Genomic DNA, 24,076 nt, shown 5'->3' with positions numbered 1-24,076 from the left:
CATGAACAGTTGCTTATCGACCTCATGCTTTATGTCATTGCTTCTGCTGGGTGGTTGTTCGCTGGAGCCGACCTACGAGAAACCCGATGCACCGATCGACCAGCAATGGCCGGCCAACACGGCCGGCGAATGCTGCGCGGGCAAGCAGGCGTTCGACAAGGACTGGCGCGGCTTTGTGGTCGATGACCGCCTGCGCCAGCTGATCGACCTGGCGCTGGCCAACAACCGCAGCCTGCGCCAGTTCGCGGCCAGTGTCGAAGAGGCGCGGGCGGGTTATGCCAGTGCGCAGTCCGGGCTGTTTCCTACCATCGGCATAGACACCTATGCCGGACGCAGCAAGTTGCCGCCGCTGGTGCGCACGCCCAATGGCGGCGACAGTGCCGGCAGTATTGCCAACACCTTCCAGGCCACCGGTGGTTTCACGTCCTACGAGCTGGACCTGTTCGGTCGCATTCGCAGCCAGCGCAATGCCGCCGGTGCCCGGTTCGAAGCGTCTGAGGGCGATTACCAGGCCGCACGCCTGGCGCTGATCGGCGAAGTGGCCAGCACCTGGTTGACGCTCAAGGCCAATCAGCATCTGCTTGACCTGGCGCAGAATACTTATCAGTCCCAGGACCGCTATGGGCAGTTGCTGCGCAAGAGTTTCAACCTGGGTTCCAGCGCCCGGATCGACGTGCACCAGGCCGATGCGCAGACCAACACGGCGGCCGTGCAGGTCAACACTTACCGGATGCAAGTGGCGCAGAACAGCAATGCGCTGCGGGTGCTGGTGGGGCAGCCGGTGCCGCCTGGTTTGCTGCCTACGGGTGTGCTCGGTGAGCAGTTGGCCACGCTGGACGTGCCGGCCGGTTTGCCGGCGTCATTGGTCGAACGCCGCCCCGACATCATGTCGGCCGAAGCCCAGCTGCGCGCTGCCAACGCGGACATCGGTGCCGCTCGTAGCGCTTACTTCCCGACCTTTTCCCTGACCTCGGCCCTGGGCAGCCTGACCGGGGACTTCTCGCGCCTGCTCACCGGCCCGGCGGAGTTCTGGACCGTGGCGCTGGCAGGGTCGTTGCCATTGATCGATGGGGGTGCCCGTCGTGCGCAAGTGGACGCCAGCCATGCGCGGTTTGACGGGCAAACGGCGGCGTACGAGGCCACGGTGCAGAATGCTTTTCGGGAAGCGGCCGATGCCTTGAATGCGCGTCAGGAGATGCTGACCCAGGTGCAGTTCCAGAAGAAACTGGTGGGGGATTATCAGGAGGCATACCGCCAGTCCCGCCTGCGCTTTGAGGCTGGGCTGGACAGCTATTTTTCAACCATGGATGCACAGCGTTCGCTGTTTGACTCGCAGCAGAAGTGGGCCCAGCTGGAGTTGGCCCGGGAGATTAACCAGGTGACCTTGTACAAGGCGTTGGGTGGGGGCTGGGGTGGCTCCTTGAAGGTGGCAGGGCGGTGATGATGGCGATCGATCAGGCGCCGCCGACCACAGATGCCTGCGCCGTGCGCAATTCATGGCGATTGCCGCGGAACAATACCAGGGTCGCAATCAACCCCAGTACCGCTGCGCCCGTCAGCCAGATCCCCGGTGCGGCCTTGTTATCCAGCACATGAATCAAATAGGTACAGGCTGCCGGAGTAAACCCGCCGAAGGTAGCGGTCGCCAGGCTGTAGGCCAGGGAAAAACCGGTGGTGCGCACTTCCACCGGCATGATCTCGGTCAGCGCCACGACCATGGCACCGTTGTACGAGCCGTACAGGAACGACAGCCACAACTCGACGATCAGCAAGTGACTGAAGCTCGGATTGGCCACCAGCCAGGACAGGGCAGGGTAGGCGGTGAGAATCGCCAGAAGCGTCGCCGCCAGCAGAAGGGGTTTGCGCCCGACCTTGTCGGAAAATGCGCCCATGACCGGTAACCAGAAGAAATTCGACAGGCCGATGCACACCGTCACCAGCAAGGCATCCAGGTCGGACAAGTGCAGTTCGGCCTTGCCGAAGGTCGGCGTGTAGGCGGTGATCAGGTAGAACGACACGGTGGTCATGACCACCAGGGCCATGCCGGCGATGACGATGCCGAAGTTCTGCCCGATCGAGCGGACCACCTCGCGCAAGGTCGGGCGATGTTTGCGTGCCTGGAACTCCGGTGTTTCTTCCAGTGAACGACGAATCACGAAGATTACCGGCACAATCAAACAGCCGACCAGGAACGGCACGCGCCAGCCCCATTCGCCCATTTCCTGCGGGCTGAGCCAGTGGTTCAAGGCCACGCCCAGCAAACCGGCGAAGACCACCGCCGCTTGCTGGCTGGCGGACTGCCAGCTGACAAAAAAGCCTTTGCGGCCCGCAGTGGAGATCTCGGCCAGGTACACCGACACTCCGCCAAGCTCGACGCCCGCCGAGAAACCTTGCAGCAGGCGGCCGAACAGCACGAGCAGCGGTGCCGCGACACCCAGGGTGGCGTATCCCGGGACGCAGGCTATCAATACGGTGCCGGCAGCCATCATCACCAGGGTAATGATCAGGCCTTTGCGGCGCCCGTGACGGTCGATGTAGGCGCCGAGAAAGATTGCCCCCAGCGGCCGCATCAGGAAGCCGGCGCCGAAGGTCGCCAGCGACAGCATCAGGGACGCGAACGCGCTGTCGGCGGGGAAGAAGGTTTTGGCAATGGCAGTGGCGTAGAAGCCGTAGACCATGAAGTCAAACATTTCGAGGAAGTTGCCGCTGACAACGCGAAAGATCGCTTTGCCTTTGCTCGTGGGGGTAGACATGTGTAGGTACTCACGCTGGTAAATCTTGTTTGAAAACACGGCACCTGTGGGCGCGGGCCTGCTCGCGATGGCGTGGGGTCAATCCGCATGGCTGTTGGCTGACGCACCCCTGTCGCGAGCAGCCTCGCTCCCGCAGGTTTTGCGTTTGCCTGACGGGCGCCGGCAGCCCTCGCTCCTCTGCGCTCTGAGGTCCATAATGGCCGGCGCGGTTTTGCGGGGAGATGAAGATTTGTTAACTGGACGGTGGGGTGGGCTTGTGGTGCTGGCCGTGGTTGTGTCCGGCTGCGGCAACGGTGACTCCATGGAAAGCTTCGGGGGGGCCACCATGGGCAGCTCCTATTCAATCAAGTATGTGCACCGCGCCGGCCTGCCCGCACCCGCTGAGGTGCAGGCGCAGGTGGAAACAATCCTCGACCGCATCGACCGGCAAATGTCGACCTACCGCAGCGACTCCGACATCGAGCGCTTCAACCATCTGCCTGCCGACCACTGTCAGGACATGCCCGCGCCTGTCCTCGAACTGGTCCGGGTCGGCCAGCAGCTGTCACAGCAGAGCGAAGGCGCCTACGACCTGACGGTCGAGCCGCTGCTCAACCTCTGGGGATTTGGTCCGCAATCGCGCCAGGAAGTCGTCCCGAGCGCCGAAGCACTGACCCAGGTGCGTCAGCGAGTGGGTTACCGGCATTTGCGCATCGAAGGCGAACAGCTGTGCAAGGACGCTGCAGTGGAAGTCGATTTCAACAGCATCGCCGCCGGTTACGCGGTCGACACCATCGCTGCCCGACTCGAGGCCATGGGCATCCACGATTACCTCGCCGAAGCCACCGGTGAACTCAAGGCGGCCGGCCGCAAACTCGACGGCAGTCCGTGGCGCATCGCCCTGGAGGAGCCCCGGGATGACCGCCAGGTCGCGGAGAAAATCATCGCGGTCGATCACTACGCGGTGTCCACCTCGGGTGACTACCGTCATTACTTCCAGCAGGATGGCCGGCGCTATTCCCACACCTTCGATGCGCGCACCGGGGCGCCGGTTTCCCACGCCCTGGCAGCAGTCACGGTGATCCATCCTTCGGCCCTGATGGCCGATGGCTTATCGACGCTGTTGCTGATTCTCGGGCCGGAACGCGGCTGGGACTACGCGGAGAAATACGCTATTGGCGCTTTTTTTGTGATTCGAACCGATACCGGTTTCGTCACAAGAACCAATCAGGCTTTCGAGCGGCTCAGTGGCGCGGCTACCCAAAAAAAGCAATGAACGCTGGCGTTGTAGTGCAGGCAAAACTAGCCTACGACGCGACCAAGGGTTAATGTGCCCGGCGTTGACGCTTCTATAGACTGTGTCCGGGTTCTGCACTGGCCCCAAATTGTTCCTTCACGCCGCAGATGGCGTGATTTAGCCGCAGGTGCCGAGGGCGCCGCGGCCTGTTCTGAGGAGTACGCATGGCTGTCTACAACTACGACGTGGTGGTGCTGGGTTCCGGCCCGGCAGGAGAAGGCGCGGCAATGAACGCCGCCAAAGCAGGACGCAAGGTGGCGATGGTCGATAGCCGTCGCCAGGTCGGCGGTAACTGCACCCACCTGGGCACCATCCCGTCCAAGGCCTTGCGTCACTCGGTGCGGCAGATCATGCAGTTCAACACCAACCCGATGTTCCGGGCCATTGGTGAGCCGCGCTGGTTCTCGTTCCCGGACGTGCTCAAAAGCGCCGAGAAAGTCATCTCCAAGCAAGTCGCTTCGCGCACCGGCTACTACGCCCGCAACCGCGTCGACGTGTTCTTCGGCACCGGCAGCTTCGCCGACGAGCAAACCATCGAAGTCGTCTGCGCCAACGGCGTGGTCGAGAAACTGGTGGCCAAGCACATCATCATCGCCACCGGCTCGCGTCCTTATCGCCCGGCGGATATCGATTTCCACCACCCGCGTATCTACGATAGCGACACCATCCTGAGCCTCGGCCACACCCCGCGCAAACTCATCGTTTATGGCGCCGGCGTGATCGGTTGCGAGTACGCCTCGATCTTCAGTGGCCTGGGTGTACTGGTTGAACTGGTGGACAACCGCGGCCAGTTGCTGAGCTTCCTGGACTCGGAAATCTCCCAGGCCCTGAGCTACCACTTCAGCAACAACAACATCACCGTGCGCCACAACGAAGACTACGACCGCGTCGAAGGCGTGGACAATGGCGTGATCCTGCACCTCAAGTCCGGCAAGAAGATCAAGGCCGACGCCTTGCTCTGGTGTAATGGCCGTACCGGCAACACCGATCAGCTGGGCCTGGAAAACATTGGCGTGAAGGTCAACAGCCGTGGCCAGATCGAAGTGGACGAGGCTTACCGCACCTGCAAGCCGAACATCTACGGCGCCGGTGACGTGATTGGTTGGCCGAGCCTGGCCAGTGCCGCTCATGACCAGGGCCGTTCGGCCGCTGGCAGCATCGTCGACAACCACAGCTGGCGCTTCGTCAATGACGTGCCAACCGGCATCTACACCATCCCGGAGATCAGCTCGATCGGCAAGAACGAGCAGGAGCTGACCCAGGCCAAGGTGCCGTACGAAGTGGGCAAGGCGTTCTTCAAGAGCATGGCGCGCGCGCAGATTGCCGGCGAGCCGCAAGGCATGCTGAAGATCCTGTTCCACCGCGAGACCCTGGAAGTGCTGGGCGTTCACTGCTTCGGTTATCAGGCGTCGGAGATCGTGCACATCGGCCAGGCGATCATGAACCAGCCGGGCGATCTGAACACGCTGAAGTACTTCGTCAACACCACGTTCAACTACCCGACCATGGCCGAAGCCTATCGGGTAGCGGCCTACGATGGCCTCAACCGGCTTTTTTGAGCGGCTCCGGCCGGTGGCCTGAGCCGGCCGGGGAGACCGATTTCAGCAATTCTCGAGCGTGGCGCTGGCCAAACCGGGAAAGTCTGTAATCAGGCTGTCAACGCCGAAGTCGGCGAGCCTGCGCATTAGCGCGGGCTCGTTGACTGTCCATACCGACACATGCAGCCCCTGGCGCTGCGCCTTCTCCAGGCGTTCCGGCGTGCACAGGGTCCAGTTCAGCGCGAGAAACTCACAGCCATAGCTTTGCGCGACCTTCAACGGGTCGAGCCAGGCGTACTCGGCTACGAGCCCGCGGGACACGTCCGGCACCAGATCCAGTGCAGCCTTCAACACTTCACGTGAACTCGAGGTGATGGTGACTTTGTCGAGCATGCCGAAACGCTGGGCCATTTCGCGAATCGCCAGCACGGTGGCGGCGGCGCGGGTGCGCGAAGCGCTTTTGACTTCCAGCTGCCAATGCTCGAAATCGCATTGTTCGAACAGCTCTTCCAGGGTCGGGATCGGGCACGGTTTGATCCAGCCCGGGCCGCCTTTGCGCGCGTCGTAGGTCTTAAGCTCCGCCGCCGTATGTTCGACGACCTTGCCGCGCCGTTCGGTGGTGCGCTTGAGAGTCGGGTCATGAATGACCATCAGCTCGTTGTCCTTGGACAGGTGCAAGTCCAGTTCGCAACGGCGCACGCCGTGCTTGAGGCATTGCTGAAAGCTGATCAGGGTGTTTTCCGGTGCTTCGCCCTTGGCGCCGCGATGGCCGTAGATGAGGGTCACGGTTCTTCCTTAATTTAGAGGCCTGAGTCGTTTTGTTCGCGGGCCAGGCGACGTTCCTGGGCCTGCTTCTGCAAAATGTACCGGGCGAGCAATTGGCGCTGGGCATCGGTGGGGTGTTCAAACTCGGTGCCGATGTCGTAGCCATCGCCCTTGGGATCGCAATGGGTGACCCGGGCGCGCAGCAACAGGCCAAGGGCTTGCGGCATCAACACCAGCTTGATCGACAGGCGCGCCCCGGCGGCAATCGGCGTGGGGTACTGAAAGTCGACGCCCCCTTCGGAGATGATCACCGGTTGCGGCTCGCCAATCTGCCCCAGCACGGTAATGGCGATCACCTGGCTCAGCAGGTCGATGCGTTTGTTCTGGGATTTCAAGAATGCCGCAAGGTTGCGGTCGCGCTCACTGATCTGGCGCAACAGGTGTTGCGATTCGAATTCGCTCAGGTGCAATTCGCTGAGCAAATTGAACAGTGGAGAAGCATCCTGCAACACTTCCTGGCCCGCGGCTTCGACAGCGGACAAAGGCCGAATTTCCAGTGCGATCGTGTCCTCGATACGGTAGTATTCGCGGCGATCTTCTTCATCTAATGTCGACATGGCGAACCCATGGTAGCGGCGGTGGTCTGAGTGTAAAGCTGGTTATCGACCCCCGCCACAAGGACGTTCCTTTTCCCTCCGAACAAGCCCCGACATGTTCAGACCTCTCTTCGTATTTATTGGCACGCGTTATACCCGTGCAAAGCGTCGCAATCATTTTGTGTCGTTCATTTCCCTGACTTCCATGATCGGGCTCGCCTTGGGCGTGGTCGTGATGATCGTGGTGCTGTCGGTCATGAACGGCTTCGATCATGAGATGCGCACCCGCGTGCTGGGCATGGTGCCCCACGCGACCATCGAGTCCGGTGAACCGATCAGCGACTGGCCAAGCCTGGCGGCCAAGGTCAAGCAGAACCCGCAGGTGACGGCGATAGCGCCGTTTACCCAGATGCAGGGGTTGCTGACCAACAACGGCAAGGTGTCCAAGGTGCTGCTCAATGCCATCGACCCGGCGCTGGAGCGCCAGGTGTCGATCATCGACAAGTTCATGCTGCAGGGCAAACTCGACGACCTGGCGCCCGGCAGTTTCGGCATCGTCATCGGTGACAAGGCCGCCGCCAAGCTGGGTGCCGCCATCGGCGACAAGCTGACCTTCGTCGCGCCGGAAGTCACCGTGACCCCGGCCGGGATGTTCCCGCGCATGAAGCGCTTTACCGTGGTCGGCATTTTCCATGTCGGCGCCGGTGAGATCGACGGTTACCTGGGCGTCACCAACCTCCAGGACCTGGCGAAACTGCATCGCTGGAAGCCGGATCAGGTGCAGGGCATCCGCCTCAAGTTCGACGACCTGTTCCAGGCGCCGCGTACCGCGTGGAACATCGCCCAGCAACTTGGCGAAGACCGTTACTATGCGCGTGACTGGACCCGTACCCACGGCAACCTGTACCAGGCGATTCGCATGGAAAAAGCCATGATCGGTCTGCTGTTGCTGCTGATTGTGGCCGTGGCCGCGTTCAACATCATCTCCACCCTGGTGATGGTGGTGAACGACAAGAAGGGCGATATCGCGATCCTGCGCACCCTGGGCGCGACGCCACGCACCATCATGGCGATCTTCATGGTGCAGGGCACGGTGATCGGGGTGTTCGGTACGCTGATCGGCGCCGTGGTCGGGATTTTCGCCGCGCTGAACGTCAGCGCAGCGATCTCGGCCCTCGAAGGCCTGATCGGCCACAAGTTCCTGAACGCCGATGTGTACTTCATCGATTACCTGCCGTCGCAAGTGCAGAGCCAGGACGTGGTGATGGTCTGTGCCGCCGCGTTGATCCTGAGTTTCCTCGCCACCCTGTATCCAGCCTGGCGTGCCGCGCGCACCCAGCCTGCGGAGGCGCTACGTTATGAGTGAATTGGGCATGAGTGAAAAAGCAATCCTGAGCTGCCGCAACCTGGGCAAGTCCTACGAGGAAGGTCCGGAATCGGTCGAGGTCCTGGCGGGGCTGCAACTGGAGTTGCACCCAGGTGAGCGTGTCGCCATCGTCGGCACCTCGGGTTCGGGCAAGAGTACCTTGCTCAACCTGTTGGGCGGCCTCGATACGCCGACCCAGGGCAGCGTGTGGCTCGACGGTGAAGAGCTGTCGGCCCTGAGCGAGAAGAATCGCGGCCTGTTGCGCAATCGGTCGCTGGGTTTCGTCTACCAGTTCCACCACTTGCTGCCGGAATTCACCGCGCTGGAAAACGTCTGCATGCCGCTGCTGATCGGCAAGACTGCGATCCCCGAGGCGCGCCAGCGTGCCACGGCGTTGCTGGAGCGGGTAGGGCTGGGCCATCGCCTGGAGCACAAGCCGGCCGAACTGTCCGGTGGCGAACGCCAGCGTGTGGCCATCGCTCGCGCCCTGGTGAACAAGCCTGGCCTGGTGATGCTCGACGAGCCCACCGGCAACCTCGACTCCCACACCGCCCAGGGCATCCAGGACTTGATGCTGGAACTCAGCACTTCGATGCGCACGGCGTTCCTGGTGGTGACTCACGACATGAACCTGGCCCGCCAGATGGATCGCGTCCTGCATCTGCAGGAAGGCCGCCTGACGCCTATCTGACTGGTCGAAACCCGGGGTCTGCAACGACCTCGGGTCATTTATTTTTATACGGTGCCCCAGCGAATGTTCAGACCGTTATCGATCTTCATCGGCGCGCGCTACACCCGCGCCAAGCGTCGCAATCGCTTCGTGTCCTTCATCTCGATGACCTCGATGATCGGTCTCGCCCTGGGCGTGCTCGCCATGATCGTGGTGCTGTCGGTGATGAACGGCTTCCAGCGTGAGATGAGCTCGCGCATCCTCGGCATGGTGCCGCACGCGACCATCGTCGGTGTCAACCCGATCGACGACTGGCAGCCGGTGGCCGCCGCCGCGATGAAAAACCCCGAAGTGACCGCCGCCGTGCCGTTCACCGAGATGGAAGGCATGCTGTCCTACAAGGGCACGATGCAGCCGATCCAGGTCAGCGGCGTCGACCCGGCGCTCGAAGGCCAGGTGTCGATCGTCGCCAAGCATATCGTCCAGGGGCGCCTGGATGCGCTCAAGCCAGGTGAGTTCGGCGTGGTGGTCGGTGAAATCACGGCCCGGCGTTTCCGCTTGAATGTGGGCGACAAGATCACCCTGATCGTGCCGGAAGTGAGCACGGCACCGGGCGGCATCACGCCGCGCATGCAGCGCCTGAACGTGGTGGGCGTGTTCAAGGTTGGCGCCGAGCTGGACGGCTCGATGGCGCTGATCCATGTGGCCGATGCCGCGCAGATGCAGCACTGGCAGCCGAACCAGGTGCAGAGCGTGCGCCTGGCGGTGAAGGACTTGTACGCGGCGCCGAAGGTCTCCAGCGATATTGCCGGCAGTCTCGGCAGCGCCTACCGGGCGGATGACTGGACCCACACCCAGGGCAGCCTGTTCAGTGCGATGAAGATGGAAAAGACCATGATCGGCCTGCTGTTGCTGATGATCGTCGCCGTCGCCGCCTTCAACATCATTGCCACCCTGATCATGGTCGTGAACGACAAGGGCGCGGACATCGCGATCCTGCGCACCATCGGCGCCACGCCACGACAGATCATGGCGATCTTCATGGTGCAGGGCACGGTGATCGGGATCGTCGGGACCTTGATTGGCGGGGTGCTGGGCGTGATTGCAGCGCTGAACGTCAGCGAGCTGGTGGGTTGGGTAGAGCGGGTGAGCGGGCAGCACATCTTCAGTTCGGATGTGTACTTCGTCAGCAACCTGCCTTCGGAACTGCAGGCTGGTGATGTGCTGTTGATCTGCTCGGCGGGGTTTGTATTGAGCTTTTTGGCCACGGTGTATCCGGCGTGGCGAGCGGCGAAGATCGAGCCGGCGCATGCTCTACGTTATTCGTAAGTCCTGACGCCGCTCCCCCGTAGGAGCTGCCGCAGGCTGCGATCTTTTGATCTTGCTCTTAAAAAACAGGATCAAAAGATCGCAGCCTTCGACAGCTCCTACCGGGGCGGGGGTCAAACTCTTTTTGGCAGCTCAATCGAAAACCGCGTCCAGCCATCCCCCGATTCACACCGAATCTGCCCGCCATGGGCCTTGATGATCGACTGGGTAATCGCCAACCCCAGCCCCGCATGTTCACTGCTGCCTTCCTGGCGCGCAGGGTCCGCCCGGTAGAAGCGGTCGAACAAGCGCGGCAGCAGCTCGGCGGCAATCCCTTCGCCCGTGTTCTCGACCACCAGTCCCAACACCTTGGGCTGCTGGCTGATCCGCACGCGCACCTCACCCTCCGCCGGGGTAAACCGCAAGGCATTGTCCAGCAGATTGGAGAGCGCGCGGCGCAGCATGTTGCGATCACCCTCCATACTGGCAGTGCCTTCACGGCTCAATGTCACCCGGGCGTCTTCCGCCAGGGGAGCGAAAAACTCCAGCAGCACATCCACTTCCTGTCCAAGGTCGAGCGGTTCGCGGGTGGGCATCAACAACCCGTGATCGGCCTTGGCCAGGTACAGCATGTCGTTGACCAGCTGCGCCATCCATTGCAGCTCTTCAAGGTTGCTGTGCAGCGCCTCGCGGTAATCCTCCAGCGGTCGCGGGCGCGTGAGGGTGACCTGAGTGTGGGTCAGCAGGTTTGACAGCGGCGTGCGCAGCTCATGGGCGATGTCGGCGGAGAAAGCCGACAGTAGCTGGAATGAGTCGTCGAGACGTTCCAGCATGGCGTTGAAGTGATGGGCCATTTGCGCAAGTTCGGGTGGCATCTGCTCTTCGGGCAATCGGGCGTTCAGCGACTGGGCCGACACCCCGCGCGCCACTTCACTCATGCGCCGCAGCGGCCGCAAGCCACTGCGCGCCGCCCAGGCTCCAAGCAGTGCGGTGGCCAGCGCCGAGAGGCCGACGGTCAGCCAGATCAGGCGCTGCATGCGCTGCAGGAAGTGCTGGTGATGGGTGATGTCGAGCAGCAGGGTCAACTGCGGCGAGTCGGGTTGGCCCGGATAGAGCGGGGCGCTCAGCACTCGATAGTCGGTGCCTGCGTGGCTGGTGGTGGACAAGCCCGCGGTCAGTGGAAGTTGTTCCGGCAGTTGCGCCGAGCTGTCGTACCAGCGCCGGCCGTCAGCCCCGGTGATGCGCAGTGCCAGGTCGGCCTGGCGGCTCAACTCATCGGCTAGCCTGGCCTGGCTGTCGCTCGATTGAATGTCGTGCAGCGCCCGACGCAAACCAATCAATTTGCCGTCCAGCAACTGTTGGTCCAACTCGATGAAATGCGCCTCGCTGGCACGGCTGAACAGCACGCCGGCGATCAGTGACACCACCGCCGTACAGGCAGCGAACAGCAGCGCCAGGCGGCTGCTCAAGGACAGTCGAGGCATCAGGCAGAACGCTCTTCGAGGACGTAACCCATGCCGCGCACGGTGTGGATCAGCTTGTTGGGGAAGTCATCGTCAATCTTCAGGCGCAACCGGCGGATCGCCACTTCGATAACATTGGTGTCGCTGTCGAAATTCATGTCCCACACCTGTGAAGCGATCAGCGACTTGGGCAACACCTCGCCCTGACGGCGCAACAGCATTTCCAGCAAGGCAAACTCCTTGGCGGTGAGGTCGATGCGCTGCCCACTGCGTTCAACCCGGCGACGGATCAGGTCCAGGCGCAGGTCCGCCAGTTGCAAGCTGGTGTCCTGGGGCGGGGCGCTGCCACGGCGTAACAGGCTGCGCACCCGCGCCAGTAATTCGGAGAAGGCGAAGGGCTTGACCAGGTAATCGTCGGCCCCCAGCTCCAGGCCATAAACCCGGTCCTCTACGGCGTCACGGGCGGTGAGAAACAGCACCGGCGTGTCGAGACCTGCGCCGCGCACGGCTTGCAGAATTTGCCAGCCATCGCGCCCGGGCAGCATCACATCAAGAATCAACAAGGCGTATTCGCCGCTCAGTGCCAGCTGTTGACCAGTGCTGCCGTCGGCCACCAACTCGGTATTGAACCCGGCCTCGGTCAGGCCCTGGCGCAGGTATTGGCCGGTTTTCGCTTGGTCTTCGACGATCAACAGTTTCATGGAGAGCTCGGGGTCAATGGAACGAAGGCTTTATACCGTGGGCCGCGCGAGTGCAGGCCAACCTGACAAAGTTGTAATCTGCCTGTCAGGTTACGGGCAGTCGTGTCAGTTTAGAGTTTTCTACAGGCTGAACCTTATCTTGTTGGAGAAGACTCATGTTTTTGCGCAAACCCCTGCTGTTGACCGCATGCCTGCTGGCGCTGAGCGCTCCGGCGTGGGCATCGCCGGCGCAATCCGTCGATTTTGGTCAGCCGGCCCCGGCAGCCAATGCGACCCGCAGCATCGAAGTGGTCATGGGTGACATGTCGTTCGATCCCCGGGCCATCAAGATCAAGGCGGGGGAGACCGTCCGCTTCGTCCTGGTCAATAAAGGCCAGTTGCTGCACGAGTTCAACCTCGGCGACGCAGCCATGCATGCCCAGCATCAACAGGCCATGCTGCAGATGCAGCAAAGCGGCATGCTGACACCGACCGGCATGAAGGCCATGGATCACGCTGCCATGGGGCATGGCATGAAGCACGATGACCCCAACAGCGTGTTGGTCGAGCCTGGCAAAACCGCCGAGCTGACCTGGACCTTCACCAAACCCACCAGCCTGGAATTCGCCTGCAACATCCCCGGCCACTACCAGGCCGGCATGGTCGGCAAACTAACCATCGAAGCCCCTTAGGCGCTGCGCAGGAGCTGTGTAGGAGCTGTGTAGGAGCTGTGTAGGAGCTGTCGAGTGCAACGAGGCTGCGATCTTTCCAAAACCACCCAACTCCCAATTCCCAACCCCCAACAAAACCACTGAACACTGATAGAATCCCCTGATTCTTCAGTCAGGTTTCCGCCATGCATCCCGCAGCCGAACACTCGCCGCTGGGTAAATCCAGCGAATACATCGCCACCTACACGCCGTCCCTGCTGTTCCCGATCCCGCGCACCGCAAAATGGGCCGAGCTCGGCCTGACGGCGCAAACCCTGCCGTACACGGGTGTGGACTTCTGGAACTGCTTTGAGCTGTCGTGGTTGCTGCCGTCCGGCAAGCCCGTGGTGGCGATCGGCGAATTCAGCATTCCGGCGGACTCGCCGAATATCATCGAGTCGAAGTCGTTCAAGCTGTACCTCAACTCGCTGAACCAGACGCCATTCGCTGACACGGCAAGCCTCGAGGCAACCCTGGCCAAAGACTTGTCCGCTGCCGCCGGCAAACCGGTGGGCGTGCGCATCCGCAGCCTGAAAGAGGTGGAGGCCGAAGGCGTCGTCGCATTGCCGGGGGTGTGTATCGACGACCTCGATATCAGTGTCAGCAACTACGAACACCCGCGTCCGGAACTGCTGCGTTGCGATGATTCGCGTACCGTCGAGGAGAGCGTCCACAGCCATCTGCTCAAATCCAATTGCCCGGTCACCAGCCAGCCGGATTGGGGCAGTGTGGCAGTCGAATACCGTGGTGCGGCGCTGGATCACGCGAGCCTGCTGGAGTACATCGTCAGCTTCCGCCAGCATTCGGACTTCCATGAGCAGTGTGTGGAGCGGATATTCCTCGACCTGCAACGGTTGCTCAAACCCGAGAAGCTGACCGTGTATGCGCGGTATGTGCGCCGTGGCGGTCTGGATATCAACCCGTATCGCAGCACGCAAGCCGTGCAACTGCCGAACCACCGCCTGGTCCGCCAATAAAGAACGAATGGGGAGCCCGGTCCCACAGGGAATGCATTGCAAACTGCGCACAATAAAAAGCCCCGCCATCACTGGCGGGGCTTTTTTGTCTCGGGCGAATTCAGATACCCATGTTGCCCAGCGCCTGCACGATGTTGCGCAAGGTGCCAGCAAGGGTCGGGTGCTCGATTTCGAAGCGCTCGACCGCCAGGTTCACATTATCGGACAAGCTTGAATCCTGGGTTTTGGTCTCAAGCTCAAGCTCAAGTTCGATCTGCTGCATCAGTACGTGCAGGTCTTCACGCTCCACTTCCGTCAGTGGCGGATTCTGTTCCAGTTGCTCGCGCAGTGTATTGAGCTGTTCTTGCAGTTCGCGGGCAGGCATGACGTTCTTCCTTTTATCGATAGGCACTGGCATAGACCGCAGCAGCGCGCCAAAGGTCTATGGCTTGCCTTTAGATTAATCCACTCGCGGGCAACCTGCATGCGTTGATCGTGGCGAGGCGGCAATCAGGGCTTTTCGCCCTTGAGCCGGCGCAGGCTGATGTCCGCCAGGCAAGTGTCGAGTTCGCCCAGGTGGTCGATCACCGAATGCACGCCCAGGCCGAACAGTTGCACGGTGGCCTTGCCGCGTTTGAGCTCGCGCTGCTGTGCGCTCAACGCTTGCCATTCATTCGGCGCCAGCCCGCACAGCGATCCGCAGGAGGCCAGGCCAATGGTCCACAAACCGGCGTTCAGGCCTGATTGCAGCAGCCGCGGCTCACCGCTCACCAGCACGCAGCCATCCAGTTGAGCAACGTTGAGGGCCATCAAGGCTTCCCAGCAGGCATGGGGGGACGGCCATGGATTGTTTGTTGCAAATTGTGTCGAAGGTTTGATCCATTCCGGCAGCGCGAGCGCCAGGGAGTGGCTGAGGGCAGGGGGCAGTTCATCGAGCCAGGCACAGGGGATTTGCTGTCGCTGCAAGCTGTGCAGACTGTCCAGGGCGCCAGGCGTGACTTCGGCATGCTCCCCTTGATGGCCGGCGTGTTGGCGGGTGCGCGCGCCGAAATCCACCAGGCAGCCACTGAGGCCAAACAACACGGCGGTCAGGCGGGGCGCGGCGAGGGGCAAGGCTTCGGCGTGCGGCATTTCGGCATCCTTGAAATAGTACCGAGGCTATTGGACGCGGGTGACAGTTGAGTGACACTGCTGTTATCGACCGTAGGCCACCTAGACTTGCGCGCGGGCTCACGGCGATACTGCCTAAAACGGCCTTTCCGTCTTATACTAGCCAGCTCAACGCTTGGGTCCAGAGCCCGCGTCAGTACAATCCAAGGAGTTTTTCTATGCGCTGGAGCAACCTTCTAGCTCAGCTGTGTGTGTGTTCCAGCGTGTTGCTGGTGCCTTTCGTTGCCCAGGCAGCCACGGAAGAAGACCCTTGGGAAAGCGTCAACCGCCCAATCTACAAATTCAACGACGTACTCGACACCTATGCGCTGAAGCCATTGGCCCAGGGTTATCAGTACGTGACGCCGCAGTTTGTCGAAGACGGCATTCACAACTTCTTCCGCAACATCGGTGACGTGCGCAATCTCGCCAACAATGTGCTGCAGGCCAAGCCGGCTGCAGCGGGCGTCGATACTGCGCGCCTGATCTTCAATACCACGTTTGGCCTGCTGGGCTTCATTGACGTCGGTACCCGCATGGGCCTTCAACGTAACGATGAAGACTTCGGCCAGACCCTGGGTTACTGGGGTGTCCCGAGTGGTCCGTACGTGATGCTGCCGTTGCTCGGCCCGAGCACCTTGCGCGATGCACCGGCCAAGTACCCGGACTCCTACGTCGGCGCCTATCGCTACGTCGACGACGTAGCCGTGCGTAACTCGTTCATGGCTCTGGATGTGGTCGATGCCCGCGCCAGCCTGCTGTCGGCCGAGAAGCTGATCAACGGCGACAAGTACGTGTTCATCCGTAACGCCTACCTGCAGAATCGTGAATTCAAGGTCAAGGATGGTCAGGTCGAAGACGATTTCTGATTTCGACCCGGCATAAAGAAAGGCGGCCATTGTGCCGCCTTTTTCATTGTCCGGATCACCCAAACTCCAGGTTTCATGGGGCTGAGCATGCGTTTTGCGTACTGAGTGCTACCTAACATTGAGTTACGGTTTTACCGGTTCTTATAACTACTGGTCATTTGCCAGGTAAAGTCCTCAAGTGACCTTCGCCACGAGCTTGAAACGCCCAGCGGATGGGAGTACCGTCTGCGCCTTAGAGGGCACCTCTGGTGTGACCTGTGCGTAGGGCAAAAGCCCGAAACCGGCGCGTCAGAGAGGCTAGAAAGCGAATCCAGTAGCGAGAGCCGGGTCTAAACCCCGCCTGCTACGCCAACCTAATTCTGGCGCCGTTTGCCCACATGCCAAAAACCAGTGCCACGCTGCTGATAATCGATGATGACGAAGTAGTGCGCGCGAGTCTCGCCGCCTATTTGGAAGACAGTGGTTTCAGCGTCCTGCAGGCCAGCAATGGCCAGCAAGGTCTTCAGGTATTCGAGCAAGACAAGCCCGACCTGGTCATCTGCGATCTGCGCATGCCACAGATGGGCGGACTCGAACTTATCCGTCAGGTCACCGAGCGGTCTGCGCAAACCCCGGTCATTGTGGTTTCGGGTGCCGGCGTGATGAATGACGCGGTCGAGGCCCTGCGCCTGGGCGCCGCTGACTACCTGATCAAGCCTCTCGAAGATCTGGCCGTGCTCGAGCACTCCGTGCGCCGGGCCCTGGATCGCGCGCGCCTGCTGCTGGAGAACCAGCGCTACCGTGAGAAGCTGGAGAAGGCCAACCGCGAGCTGGCAGCCAGCCTCAACCTGCTGCAGGAAGACCAGAACGCCGGTCGCCAGGTGCAGATGAACATGCTGCCGGTCAGCCCCTGGACCGTCGATGAGTTCCAGTTCGCTCACCAAATCATCCCGTCGCTGTACCTGTCGGGTGATTTTGTCGACTATTTCCGTGTCGATGAGCGTCGGGTAGCCTTCTACCTGGCGGACGTTTCCGGTCACGGCGCTTCGTCAGCCTTCGTCACCGTGCTGTTGAAGTTCATGACCACGCGCTTGCTGTTCGAATCCAAGCGCAGCGGTACATTGCCGGAATTCAAGCCTTCAGAGGTGCTTGGTCATATCAACCGAGGCCTGATCAGTTGTAAGCTGGGTAAACACGTCACAATGGTCGGTGGAGTCATCGACGAGGAGACAGGTTTGTTGACCTATAGCATCGGTGGTCATTTGCCGTTGCCTGTGTTGTACACGCCAGACAGTGTGCGTTATCTGGAAGGGCGCGGTCTGCCGGTGGGGCTCTTCAATGAAGCCACCTACGAAGACCACGTACTGGAACTGCCACCGACCTTCAGCCTGACGCTGATGTCCGATGGCATCCTGGACCTTCTGCCAGAACCTACACTGAAGGAAAAAGAAGCGGCTTTGCCCCAGCGGGTCAAGGCAGCGGGCGGCACCCTGGATGGGTTGCGGCAGGTTTTTGGATTGGCCACGCTTGGGGAGATGCCGGATGATATCGCCCTGTTGGTGTTGAGCAGGAATCTTTAATGAGTACCGGTAGAATCCAGTTCGCCGAGCAGGACGGCACCTTCGTCCTGAAGTTCGTCGGTGAAGTTCGCCTGACCCTGTGTTCGGCGTTGGATGCGACTATTGAGCGGATCTTCACGGCGTTGAATTTCAACGCCATTGTGATCGACCTGACCGAGACCCGTAGCATCGACAGCACCACCCTTGGCCTGCTGGCCAAATTGTCGATCCTGTCGCGGCAAAAAGTCGGCCTGCTGCCGACCGTCGTCACCACCCACGAAGACATCACCCGTCTGCTGCAGTCCATGGGCTTCGAGCAGGTGTTCAACATCGTTGACCGCCCGATCCCGTGCCCTGAGTGCCTGACCGACCTGCCAGACCAGGATCAGTCGGAAGAAGTGGTGCGGATCAAAGTGCTGGAAGCGCACAAGATCCTGATGGGACTCAACGACTCCAACCGTGAAGCCTTCCATGACCTGGTGAACGCGCTCGAGCGCCACTGATACTGTCAAATTCCCACACTGGAATTCACACACAAAAAAGGCGAACCCCTGAGGGTTCGCCTTTTTGCACTGCCTTGGACTAGATCACAGCTTGGCTTGCAGAAGCGCCTCAAGCTTTTCCTGATCCCGGGCAAACTGGCGAATCCCCTCAGCCAGCTTCTCCGTCGCCATTGCATCCTCGTTGGACAACCAACGGAACTGCGCTTCATTCAAGCTCAGGCGCGCCTCACCGGCATGCCCTGGGGCCAACTTGCGCTCCAGCTTGCCGTTGTCCGCCGCCAGTTTTTCCAGCAGCTCCGGGCTGATGGTCAGGCGATCACAGCCGGCCAGTTGCTCGATCTGGTTCAGGTTGCGGAAGCTCGCACCCATGACCACGGTCTTGTAGTCATTGGCCTTGTAGTAGTTGTAGATACGGGTCACCGACTGCACGCCCGGATCGTCCGCGCCGGTGTAGTCGCTGCCATTGGCTTTCTTGTACCAGTCGTAGATGCGGCCCACGAACGGCGAAATCAGGAACACGCCCGCGTCGGCACAGGCCGCTGCCTGGGCGAACGAGAACAGCAGGGTGAGGTTGGTCTGGATGCCTTCCTTCTCCAGCTTCTCGGCGGCACGAATGCCCTCCCAGGTGGAAGCGATCTTGATCAGCACGCGGTCACGGCCCACGCCTGCCTTGTCATAGAGCTCGATCAGACGGTGCGCGCGCTTCAATACCGCGTCAGTGTCGAACGACAGGCGCGCATCCACTTCAGTGGAAATCCGCCCCGGTACTACCTTGAGAATTTCCTGCCCGACCGCGACGCCAAAACGATCGCTCGCCAGCCCTACGTCACCTTTGCAGTCATGCACGCACGCATTCAACAACTCGGCATAACCGGAGATTGCGGCGGCTTTGAGCAGCAGCGAAGGGTTAGTGGTAGCGTCTACCGGCTTGACCCGGGCAATGGCTTCGAAGTCGCCAGTGTCGGCAACGACGGTGGTCATTTGTTTCAGTTGTTCCAGCTTGGAAGTCATGGGCGTGCTCTGTCCTTTGGATCTGATGACATTACCCGAGCGCTGACAGCCACTCAAGGGCGCGTGTACCTATCGAAGGCCCCAGCGGCAACAACCTGAAAACGGCTGTTTGAAAGGTGGGGCGCGGTGTTGATAAATACGATGCCGAAATGCGGAACTGGTTCAACCGGGCTGACCAAGCAGTAAAAGCCGTAGCAGCGCAGAAGCGTAGGGGCTGTCGAGTGAAACGAGGCTGCGATCTTTTAAAAACGGCTGCGATCAGCCCCCCCCCCGCATCAACGCCCCTCCAGCAACTCCGCCGCCTGATCCAGCAACGCCAAGGGCTCCTTGGCCTTGTGAATATCCACCGACAACAACTGCCGAAACCTGCGCGCGCCAGGGAATCCCGTACCCAACCCCAGCACATGCCGGGTGATATGGTGCATCGACCCACCCGCAGCAATATGCGCCGCAATATACGGCCGCAACTGCGCCAGCGCCTCAGCCCGGCTGATCACCGGCGCAGTGCTGCCGAACAGCTGTTGATCCACCTCGGCCATCACATAAGGATTGTGATATGCCTCACGCCCCAGCATCACCCCGTCGAAGGTCTGCAAATGCTCATGGCAGGCCTCCAGCGTCTTGATCCCGCCATTAAGGATGATCTCCAGATCCGGGAAGTCAGTCTTCAGCTGCGCCGCCACGTCATAACGCAGCGGCGGAATATCGCGGTTCTCCTTCGGCGACAACCCCTCCAGGATCGCAATCCGCGCATGCACGGTAAAACTTGTGCACCCGGCATCCCGCACGGTGCCAACGAAGTCGCATAACTGCTCATAGCTGTCCCGGCCATTGATGCCGATCCGATGCTTCACCGTCACCGGAATCGACACCGCATCCCGCATCGCCTTCACACAATCCGCCACCAACTGCGGATGCCCCATCAGCACCGCGCCGATCATGTTGTTCTGCACCCGATCGCTCGGGCAGCCCACATTCAGGTTCACCTCGTCATAGCCGTGCTCCTGGGCCATGCGTGCGCAGGCAGCGAGGTCCAGGGGGACGCTACCGCCCAGTTGCAGGGCCAGCGGGTGCTCGGCTTCATTGTGACGAAGGAACCGCTCGTGATCGCCGTTGAGGAGCGCGCCGGTGGTGACCATCTCGGTGTAGAGGAGGGCGTGTTTGGAGAGCAGACGCAGGAAGAAGCGGCAGTGGCGGTCTGTCCAATCCATCATGGGCGCGACGGAGAAGCGGCGGGAGAGCGGTGTGGGTGAGGCAATAGCTGAAGGCATTAGGGAATCTGGAATTGGCAGCGCTAGGGAGCCGGCAGTTTATCAGGGTTGCGCCGCTGAGGCTTGAGGCCAAAACGGGCATACTAGGTGAAATCATTCTCAGATGATCTGGGCAAAAGTCGATAGCTGAGAGAGCAAGGCATGCCCGAACACGGTAAAAGGCCTCAATGGGAATTAGTAAAGGCGAGCGGTTCGAAAGAGAAGATATCTTCTTGGCGTATCCTTACCAGGAAGTGATGTATCGCTGGGATCATCGTTCAAAAAAAGTTTTTGTGCGATTTTACGGTGCTTGCGAAAGCAGCCAGCCAGTACCTTTCGACAATCGCCTGTTCGATTAAGCGCTCCGCTTCGGCGATGAGATAACTCAAGAAGAATTCTTCGCCGGACGTTCTCGTCTCTGAATCCTCTACTTGCCGAGCTTTCGCAGGGGTTGAGGAAGAAAATAGATCCGTCCCCGGTCCCCATTTCTCCTCCATTTCTCCAGTCTAATTGCTGGTTGTATTAGTATGTATACATACTAGGTTTAGTTATTCAATGACAGTGCTCGGGATTGGAACCTAAACTGGTTGCTTGATTTCTGCTACAGGAAAGTAACGGATGGGTAGAGACCTGCGCTTGAACAGAGAACTGGTAAGCAAATGGTACCGGGATCCTTCAGCTACCTTGAGGCCCTTTGTTTAAGGGAAGGAGATTGGTGCGGCCAATCCATCAACGGGCTAGCTACAGGCAGCAGGCGGGTTGCACTAAATTTCTAATTCATTATTTATCGCGAGCGGCTAGCCCACTGCCGCAGCGAAAGCTCCTCTCGACACCAAGATGGTGTCGGGAGGAGCGTTATTGGTCTTATGCGGACCCGCTTGACCAGTTATTGCTGTTGAGCGTGCATCGTCGCTACTAACTATTTGGCACGTTATACTTTAGGGCAGCCCTTGCTGGCATATTTCGCAACGCCACTGTACGTACAGGTCCACGCACCGGCAGCATCTCGCGCCCAAATAACGTTACCTACTGCGGCAATGTTGTCCTTGATGGCGCAGGCGATTGTGCCAATGCCGGTTGCTGCCTGTGTGGTTGTTATTGTGCAGTTAGGAGTGCTGGCCTGTAGTCCGATTGCAGCCGGCGTAATGTTGGCCACATTCCCTTCATTTACCATCATCTCGTACCCGGTTTTCCCCGGGGAAATCTCAGCAATTGCCGCAGCGACCTTGGCTTTGGCCACATAATCCGAATAAGCCGGAATAGCGAATGTGGCCAGAATCCCGATGATCGCAACGACGATTAGGAGTTCGATGAGCGTAAAACCCTGTTGTGCAGATTTCATTTAGGACATCCCTTAGGTCAATTTAACGGCAGAAATAGTGTTGCTGGTTGTTGTGAAGCAAGGGCTATGCCAGTCTCAGCGAGCAGCATTATCCCTGCAAAAACCAAATCTGCGTCCAAACGAAGTCAACTTGGCATAGGACTGATTACGCCATACTGGGCATTGGCACAGCCAGGGTTGTGCCAAAGAATGTCGAATTCAGCGTGCTCTAGTGTTTGCAAACCGTAGAAGGGAGTTTATTTGGCCTCCGGCCACCACATGTCCGAAGGAAGCGGCCTTGGCGATCCACATGATTCCAGTGTTCTCATCTTTGGAGACGCCATTGCCGCATATGAAGCAGTTGCCAAGATATTGCATGGCGTCAGAATGCCCTTGATCGGCTGACGCGCGCCACCAATACAACGCAACTTCATGCTTTCCATGTTCATCGAACATCTGAGCCAAATCGTTTTGCGCATCGGCGTTTCCCGCATCGGCCGAAATGATGAGATCAATGTCCTCATGGGTGAGTTGGACTGAAATGAAGGGAAGGACGTCATCCAGGGCAACCATCGTTCTTCCCCGGTCGCTGCCGGTACGGCCTACGACATTGGCGGACACTCTGCGCCACCAAGTACGTTTGCTGTGTTCACTCATGGCTATTGCTGAATCAAGACCTATCGATCGCATAATTTCTCCTTTGGGTTGAAATGGGCATTAGCGATTGGTTGCAAGCAGTAACGGTATTGAGACCCGCTCCTGCCGAACAGAATGTCGTCTTGCAACAATAGGCGAGTTGTCGACTTGGGGGGAGGATTTGAAATGAAATGGACGCAATAATCCTGCCGATGCCCCAGCGGCGGAGAATGCTGGTCCTCAAGCTAACCATGGAAACTCGTGAGGGGAGGGGCCGTCGCGGGCGAAAGCGCCCCAGTTCAAATGGGAGCTTCTGGCCGTTATTTGCCGGATGTAAAGGCATTTGTCTGTGGCATAGAGGTCAAAAGAAAGGGTTCGTTGGTACAGAATTGGTACGGGGGAAATGCATTATTGCTGCAAGCCTTTATTTCAAAGACCCTTGTCATTAACCGATCCAACCCATCATCCTCGCAACGAAAAAACGGCGGGAGAGCGTTGTGGGTCTGGCAACAGCTGAAGGCATTGGGGGATCTGGAATCGAAAGGGCTAGGGCGCCGGTGGTTTACCAAGGTTTTGCTGCTGGGACTTGGGGATGCCCTTGGCAATGGATTGCTGAGAAAGTAAGACGTACTGAGCGCGGTAAGAGGTTTAAATGGGGTTAGTAAGGGCGAGCGTTTTGAAATAGAAAATATCTTCGTGGCGTATCCGTACGAAGAAGTCACCTGTCGCGAGGATATCGTTCAAGACAAGTTTTGTGCGATTTTACGTTAGTTGCGAAATTAGCCGGCCAGTACCTTCCGACAAACGCCTGTTCAATGAAGCGCTTCGTTTCGGCGATGAGATAACTCAAGAAGAATTCTTCGCCGGAGGTTCTCGTCTCTGAATCCGCTATTTGCCAAACTTTCACAGGAGTTGAAGAAGAAAAATAGATCCGTCCCCATTTCTGCCCCATTTCCGTCACAAAGAGGCAGAACCCAGGCTGGGCCCGAAATACGCGCAGTGATTCGACTGACATTCGTTCGTAGTGAGTTGCCCTGGTGCTCTCAAGAACTCGCTCATTGTTGGATGAAAATGGGGGTGGATACCAATGATAAAACTACCCAAAAATTATATTTTTTCTTGTTGTCTACCTGCGTGCGAGTAGTGTTGGGCGTTCCTTGGTTGCTCGGAAGTGCACCTTGCGTAATCTCGAGGATCGGATAATCCCTGCTGGAGAAGAGAATGACGTGATTTGCTGTTCTAACCCCCCCCTTGACGAGGGGGAGAGTTGTTGCGGGGGGGCTATACGAGAGGCGGGGGAAAACAGGCTGCAGGCATAAATAGATAGGCACCCAAAACTGGAGTGACCGCGAGGCAAGCTAACGTTGTCAGGTGCATTAATCTACCGGTCTATTTCCCGATATAGTCAAGCTTGCGGGATTAAGTTAGAGACATTTGCGCGTGCGTTGAGCAGCGTTTCCCCGAACTACTGCCGACACACAGCATACCTCAGCAAGTATTGGAAAGCCAAAATGACGAACTCCTCGTTGATGGGTTCTTCGGGGCTCTGCAAGAATGGCCAAAACCGCCGCTGTTTCGCCCTTGCATCACCCCCCTTCGCTCCTGCTTAATACAGGTCAGTTCATGGCGCCAAAAAATACCTAGGGAAGGTCTGAAGTACCCACCGATTTTTCATGCCCTCGTTACTTGAGGTTCAAAAAAACATGCGTCGGTCGAAA

Annotated in this window: 23 protein-coding genes and 1 pseudogene; 13 read left to right on the top strand and 11 right to left on the bottom strand. The window is 59.5% G+C overall.

Translation table 11 applies throughout. The annotated features are described in order from the left end of the window. The first annotated feature begins 31 nt into the window (after positions 1–31). On the top strand, positions 32–1,441 hold the full coding sequence (locus tag AAEZ09_RS22820; RefSeq protein WP_350600849.1) for an efflux transporter outer membrane subunit: 1,410 nt from the start codon (positions 32–34) through the stop codon (positions 1,439–1,441). A gap of 13 nt (positions 1,442–1,454) precedes the next feature. Here the strand turns inward: AAEZ09_RS22820 and AAEZ09_RS22815 are convergent, their stop codons facing one another. Further along, positions 1,455–2,753: an MFS transporter gene (locus AAEZ09_RS22815; protein ID WP_045062457.1), complete on the bottom strand. Its 1,299-nt coding sequence runs from the start codon at positions 2,751–2,753 to the stop codon at positions 1,455–1,457. Positions 2,754–2,949: 196 nt separating this feature from the next. Here AAEZ09_RS22815 and AAEZ09_RS22810 point away from each other — a divergent pair, with 196 nt between their 5' ends. Together AAEZ09_RS22810 and sthA are read left to right on the top strand one after the other, a co-directional pair. Beyond that, the gene (locus AAEZ09_RS22810) at positions 2,950–4,008 is read left to right on the top strand and encodes an FAD:protein FMN transferase (protein WP_350600847.1); all 1,059 of its coding nucleotides are present in this window, start codon (positions 2,950–2,952) and stop codon (positions 4,006–4,008) included. 185 nt (positions 4,009–4,193) lie between these two features. After that, a complete protein-coding gene (gene sthA, locus AAEZ09_RS22805) occupies positions 4,194–5,588 on the top strand; it encodes a Si-specific NAD(P)(+) transhydrogenase (protein ID WP_045062459.1) in 1,395 nt (464 codons plus the stop codon). A gap of 42 nt (positions 5,589–5,630) precedes the next feature. On the opposite strand, the gene AAEZ09_RS22800 is transcribed toward sthA, so the two are convergent. Continuing rightward, complete coding sequence (locus tag AAEZ09_RS22800; RefSeq protein ID WP_350600846.1) at positions 5,631–6,353, bottom strand: glycerophosphodiester phosphodiesterase; 723 nt, start codon at positions 6,351–6,353, stop codon at positions 5,631–5,633. Positions 6,354–6,367: 14 nt separating this feature from the next. Continuing rightward, complete coding sequence (locus AAEZ09_RS22795; protein WP_045062464.1) at positions 6,368–6,949, bottom strand: PilZ domain-containing protein; 582 nt, start codon at positions 6,947–6,949, stop codon at positions 6,368–6,370. A 94-nt stretch (positions 6,950–7,043) separates the two neighbouring features. Here AAEZ09_RS22795 and AAEZ09_RS22790 point away from each other — a divergent pair, with 94 nt between their 5' ends. The 3 genes from AAEZ09_RS22790 to AAEZ09_RS22780 all read left to right on the top strand — a co-directional run bounded on the left by AAEZ09_RS22790 (position 7,044) and on the right by AAEZ09_RS22780 (position 10,293). Beyond that, on the top strand, positions 7,044–8,294 hold the full coding sequence (locus AAEZ09_RS22790) for a lipoprotein-releasing ABC transporter permease subunit (RefSeq protein WP_350600844.1): 1,251 nt from the start codon (positions 7,044–7,046) through the stop codon (positions 8,292–8,294). 7 nt (positions 8,295–8,301) lie between these two features. Next, a complete protein-coding gene (gene lolD, locus AAEZ09_RS22785) occupies positions 8,302–8,985 on the top strand; it encodes a lipoprotein-releasing ABC transporter ATP-binding protein LolD (protein WP_163019364.1) in 684 nt (227 codons plus the stop codon). Positions 8,986–9,048: 63 nt separating this feature from the next. After that, the gene (locus AAEZ09_RS22780) at positions 9,049–10,293 is read left to right on the top strand and encodes a lipoprotein-releasing ABC transporter permease subunit (RefSeq protein WP_045062469.1); all 1,245 of its coding nucleotides are present in this window, start codon (positions 9,049–9,051) and stop codon (positions 10,291–10,293) included. 113 nt (positions 10,294–10,406) lie between these two features. On the opposite strand, the gene AAEZ09_RS22775 is transcribed toward AAEZ09_RS22780, so the two are convergent. Both AAEZ09_RS22775 and AAEZ09_RS22770 read right to left on the bottom strand, forming a co-directional pair. Next, positions 10,407–11,756, bottom strand: coding sequence for a heavy metal sensor histidine kinase (locus tag AAEZ09_RS22775; RefSeq protein WP_350600843.1), 1,350 nt, complete (start codon positions 11,754–11,756; stop codon positions 10,407–10,409). After that, the gene (locus AAEZ09_RS22770; RefSeq protein ID WP_205893792.1) at positions 11,756–12,436 is read right to left on the bottom strand and encodes a heavy metal response regulator transcription factor; all 681 of its coding nucleotides are present in this window, start codon (positions 12,434–12,436) and stop codon (positions 11,756–11,758) included. Before AAEZ09_RS22770 ends, AAEZ09_RS22775 begins: the two co-directional genes overlap by 1 nt. Positions 12,437–12,591: 155 nt before the next feature. Here AAEZ09_RS22770 and copI point away from each other — a divergent pair, with 155 nt between their 5' ends. Together copI and queF are read left to right on the top strand one after the other, a co-directional pair. Further along, on the top strand, positions 12,592–13,107 hold the full coding sequence (copI, locus tag AAEZ09_RS22765) for a copper-resistant cuproprotein CopI (RefSeq protein ID WP_350600841.1): 516 nt from the start codon (positions 12,592–12,594) through the stop codon (positions 13,105–13,107). 164 nt (positions 13,108–13,271) lie between these two features. Beyond that, positions 13,272–14,102 (top strand): NADPH-dependent 7-cyano-7-deazaguanine reductase QueF, encoded by an 831-nt coding sequence (gene queF / locus AAEZ09_RS22760; RefSeq protein ID WP_350600840.1) that lies wholly within the window; start codon positions 13,272–13,274, stop codon positions 14,100–14,102. A 100-nt stretch (positions 14,103–14,202) separates the two neighbouring features. On the opposite strand, the gene AAEZ09_RS22755 is transcribed toward queF, so the two are convergent. Then, positions 14,203–14,466, bottom strand: a complete 264-nt coding sequence (locus AAEZ09_RS22755) for a DUF4404 family protein (protein ID WP_045062476.1) — start codon at positions 14,464–14,466, stop codon at positions 14,203–14,205. A 125-nt stretch (positions 14,467–14,591) separates the two neighbouring features. Next, positions 14,592–15,212: an HAD superfamily inactivated hydrolase PcrP gene (gene pcrP, locus AAEZ09_RS22750; RefSeq protein WP_350600839.1), complete on the bottom strand. Its 621-nt coding sequence runs from the start codon at positions 15,210–15,212 to the stop codon at positions 14,592–14,594. Positions 15,213–15,409: 197 nt separating this feature from the next. On the opposite strand from pcrP, the gene AAEZ09_RS22745 reads away from it, so the two are divergent. The 3 genes from AAEZ09_RS22745 to rssC all read left to right on the top strand — a co-directional run bounded on the left by AAEZ09_RS22745 (position 15,410) and on the right by rssC (position 18,140). Beyond that, the gene (locus AAEZ09_RS22745; RefSeq protein ID WP_045062482.1) at positions 15,410–16,099 is read left to right on the top strand and encodes an MlaA family lipoprotein; all 690 of its coding nucleotides are present in this window, start codon (positions 15,410–15,412) and stop codon (positions 16,097–16,099) included. A 377-nt stretch (positions 16,100–16,476) separates the two neighbouring features. Next, positions 16,477–17,658, top strand: a complete 1,182-nt coding sequence (rssB, locus tag AAEZ09_RS22740) for a two-component system response regulator RssB (protein ID WP_045062484.1) — start codon at positions 16,477–16,479, stop codon at positions 17,656–17,658. Next, positions 17,658–18,140 carry an anti-sigma factor antagonist RssC gene (gene rssC / locus AAEZ09_RS22735; RefSeq protein ID WP_007935262.1) on the top strand — a complete coding sequence of 161 codons (483 nt, stop codon included), beginning with the start codon at positions 17,658–17,660 and terminating at the stop codon, positions 18,138–18,140. Before rssB ends, rssC begins: the two co-directional genes overlap by 1 nt. 84 nt (positions 18,141–18,224) lie before the next feature. Here rssC and tal read toward each other — a convergent pair whose 3' ends face one another. Continuing rightward, the gene (gene tal, locus AAEZ09_RS22730) at positions 18,225–19,151 is read right to left on the bottom strand and encodes a transaldolase (RefSeq protein WP_045062488.1); all 927 of its coding nucleotides are present in this window, start codon (positions 19,149–19,151) and stop codon (positions 18,225–18,227) included. Positions 19,152–19,426: 275 nt separating this feature from the next. Then, positions 19,427–20,422 (bottom strand): tRNA dihydrouridine(20/20a) synthase DusA, encoded by a 996-nt coding sequence (gene dusA, locus AAEZ09_RS22725; protein ID WP_350600836.1) that lies wholly within the window; start codon positions 20,420–20,422, stop codon positions 19,427–19,429. A 167-nt stretch (positions 20,423–20,589) separates the two neighbouring features. Here dusA and AAEZ09_RS29555 point away from each other — a divergent pair, with 167 nt between their 5' ends. Next, positions 20,590–20,760, top strand: a complete 171-nt coding sequence (locus AAEZ09_RS29555) for a hypothetical protein (RefSeq protein WP_502947589.1) — start codon at positions 20,590–20,592, stop codon at positions 20,758–20,760. A gap of 572 nt (positions 20,761–21,332) precedes the next feature. On the opposite strand, the gene AAEZ09_RS22720 is transcribed toward AAEZ09_RS29555, so the two are convergent. Further along, positions 21,333–21,743, bottom strand: a complete 411-nt coding sequence (locus AAEZ09_RS22720; RefSeq protein WP_350600835.1) for a pilin — start codon at positions 21,741–21,743, stop codon at positions 21,333–21,335. A 198-nt stretch (positions 21,744–21,941) separates the two neighbouring features. Beyond that, complete coding sequence (locus AAEZ09_RS22715; protein ID WP_350600834.1) at positions 21,942–22,379, bottom strand: tetratricopeptide repeat protein; 438 nt, start codon at positions 22,377–22,379, stop codon at positions 21,942–21,944. A gap of 609 nt (positions 22,380–22,988) precedes the next feature. On the opposite strand from AAEZ09_RS22715, the pseudogene AAEZ09_RS29550 reads away from it, so the two are divergent. After that, positions 22,989–23,241 (top strand): annotated as a pseudogene (locus AAEZ09_RS29550) (hypothetical protein). Positions 23,242–24,076 lie beyond the last annotated feature (835 nt).

Origin of the sequence: Pseudomonas sp. 65/3-MNA-CIBAN-0223 (genome assembly GCF_040310425.1) — a bacterium.
Classification (GTDB): Bacteria; Pseudomonadota; Gammaproteobacteria; order Pseudomonadales; family Pseudomonadaceae; genus Aquipseudomonas; species Aquipseudomonas gregormendelii.
The sequence above is the reverse complement of the archived record's forward strand: the minus strand, read 5'-3'. Positions and strand labels throughout refer to the sequence as shown.

Bases quoted from the DNA above. Each gene is read 5' to 3' on its own strand.
- AAEZ09_RS22720 (WP_350600835.1), bottom strand. From the start codon at position 21,743: ATGAAATCTGCACAACAGGGTTTTACGCTCATCGAACTCCTAATCGTC.
- AAEZ09_RS22795 (WP_045062464.1), bottom strand. From the start codon at position 6,949: ATGTCGACATTAGATGAAGAAGATCGCCGCGAATACTACCGTATCGAG.
- dusA (WP_350600836.1), bottom strand. From the start codon at position 20,422: ATGCCTTCAGCTATTGCCTCACCCACACCGCTCTCCCGCCGCTTCTCC.
- lolD (WP_163019364.1), top strand. From the start codon at position 8,302: ATGAGTGAAAAAGCAATCCTGAGCTGCCGCAACCTGGGCAAGTCCTAC.
- rssB (WP_045062484.1), top strand. From the start codon at position 16,477: ATGCCAAAAACCAGTGCCACGCTGCTGATAATCGATGATGACGAAGTA.
- AAEZ09_RS22775 (WP_350600843.1), bottom strand. From the start codon at position 11,756: ATGCCTCGACTGTCCTTGAGCAGCCGCCTGGCGCTGCTGTTCGCTGCC.
- AAEZ09_RS22810 (WP_350600847.1), top strand. From the start codon at position 2,950: ATGGCCGGCGCGGTTTTGCGGGGAGATGAAGATTTGTTAACTGGACGG.
- copI (WP_350600841.1), top strand. From the start codon at position 12,592: ATGTTTTTGCGCAAACCCCTGCTGTTGACCGCATGCCTGCTGGCGCTG.
- AAEZ09_RS22815 (WP_045062457.1), bottom strand. From the start codon at position 2,753: ATGTCTACCCCCACGAGCAAAGGCAAAGCGATCTTTCGCGTTGTCAGC.
- pcrP (WP_350600839.1), bottom strand. From the start codon at position 15,212: ATGCCGCACGCCGAAGCCTTGCCCCTCGCCGCGCCCCGCCTGACCGCC.
- AAEZ09_RS22755 (WP_045062476.1), bottom strand. From the start codon at position 14,466: ATGCCTGCCCGCGAACTGCAAGAACAGCTCAATACACTGCGCGAGCAA.
- queF (WP_350600840.1), top strand. From the start codon at position 13,272: ATGCATCCCGCAGCCGAACACTCGCCGCTGGGTAAATCCAGCGAATAC.
- AAEZ09_RS22715 (WP_350600834.1), bottom strand. From the start codon at position 22,379: ATGAGTGAACACAGCAAACGTACTTGGTGGCGCAGAGTGTCCGCCAAT.
- AAEZ09_RS22745 (WP_045062482.1), top strand. From the start codon at position 15,410: ATGCGCTGGAGCAACCTTCTAGCTCAGCTGTGTGTGTGTTCCAGCGTG.
- AAEZ09_RS22790 (WP_350600844.1), top strand. From the start codon at position 7,044: ATGTTCAGACCTCTCTTCGTATTTATTGGCACGCGTTATACCCGTGCA.
- AAEZ09_RS22780 (WP_045062469.1), top strand. From the start codon at position 9,049: ATGTTCAGACCGTTATCGATCTTCATCGGCGCGCGCTACACCCGCGCC.
- AAEZ09_RS22770 (WP_205893792.1), bottom strand. From the start codon at position 12,436: ATGAAACTGTTGATCGTCGAAGACCAAGCGAAAACCGGCCAATACCTG.
- rssC (WP_007935262.1), top strand. From the start codon at position 17,658: ATGAGTACCGGTAGAATCCAGTTCGCCGAGCAGGACGGCACCTTCGTC.
- tal (WP_045062488.1), bottom strand. From the start codon at position 19,151: ATGACTTCCAAGCTGGAACAACTGAAACAAATGACCACCGTCGTTGCC.
- AAEZ09_RS22820 (WP_350600849.1), top strand. From the start codon at position 32: ATGTCATTGCTTCTGCTGGGTGGTTGTTCGCTGGAGCCGACCTACGAG.
- AAEZ09_RS29555 (WP_502947589.1), top strand. From the start codon at position 20,590: ATGGGAATTAGTAAAGGCGAGCGGTTCGAAAGAGAAGATATCTTCTTG.
- sthA (WP_045062459.1), top strand. From the start codon at position 4,194: ATGGCTGTCTACAACTACGACGTGGTGGTGCTGGGTTCCGGCCCGGCA.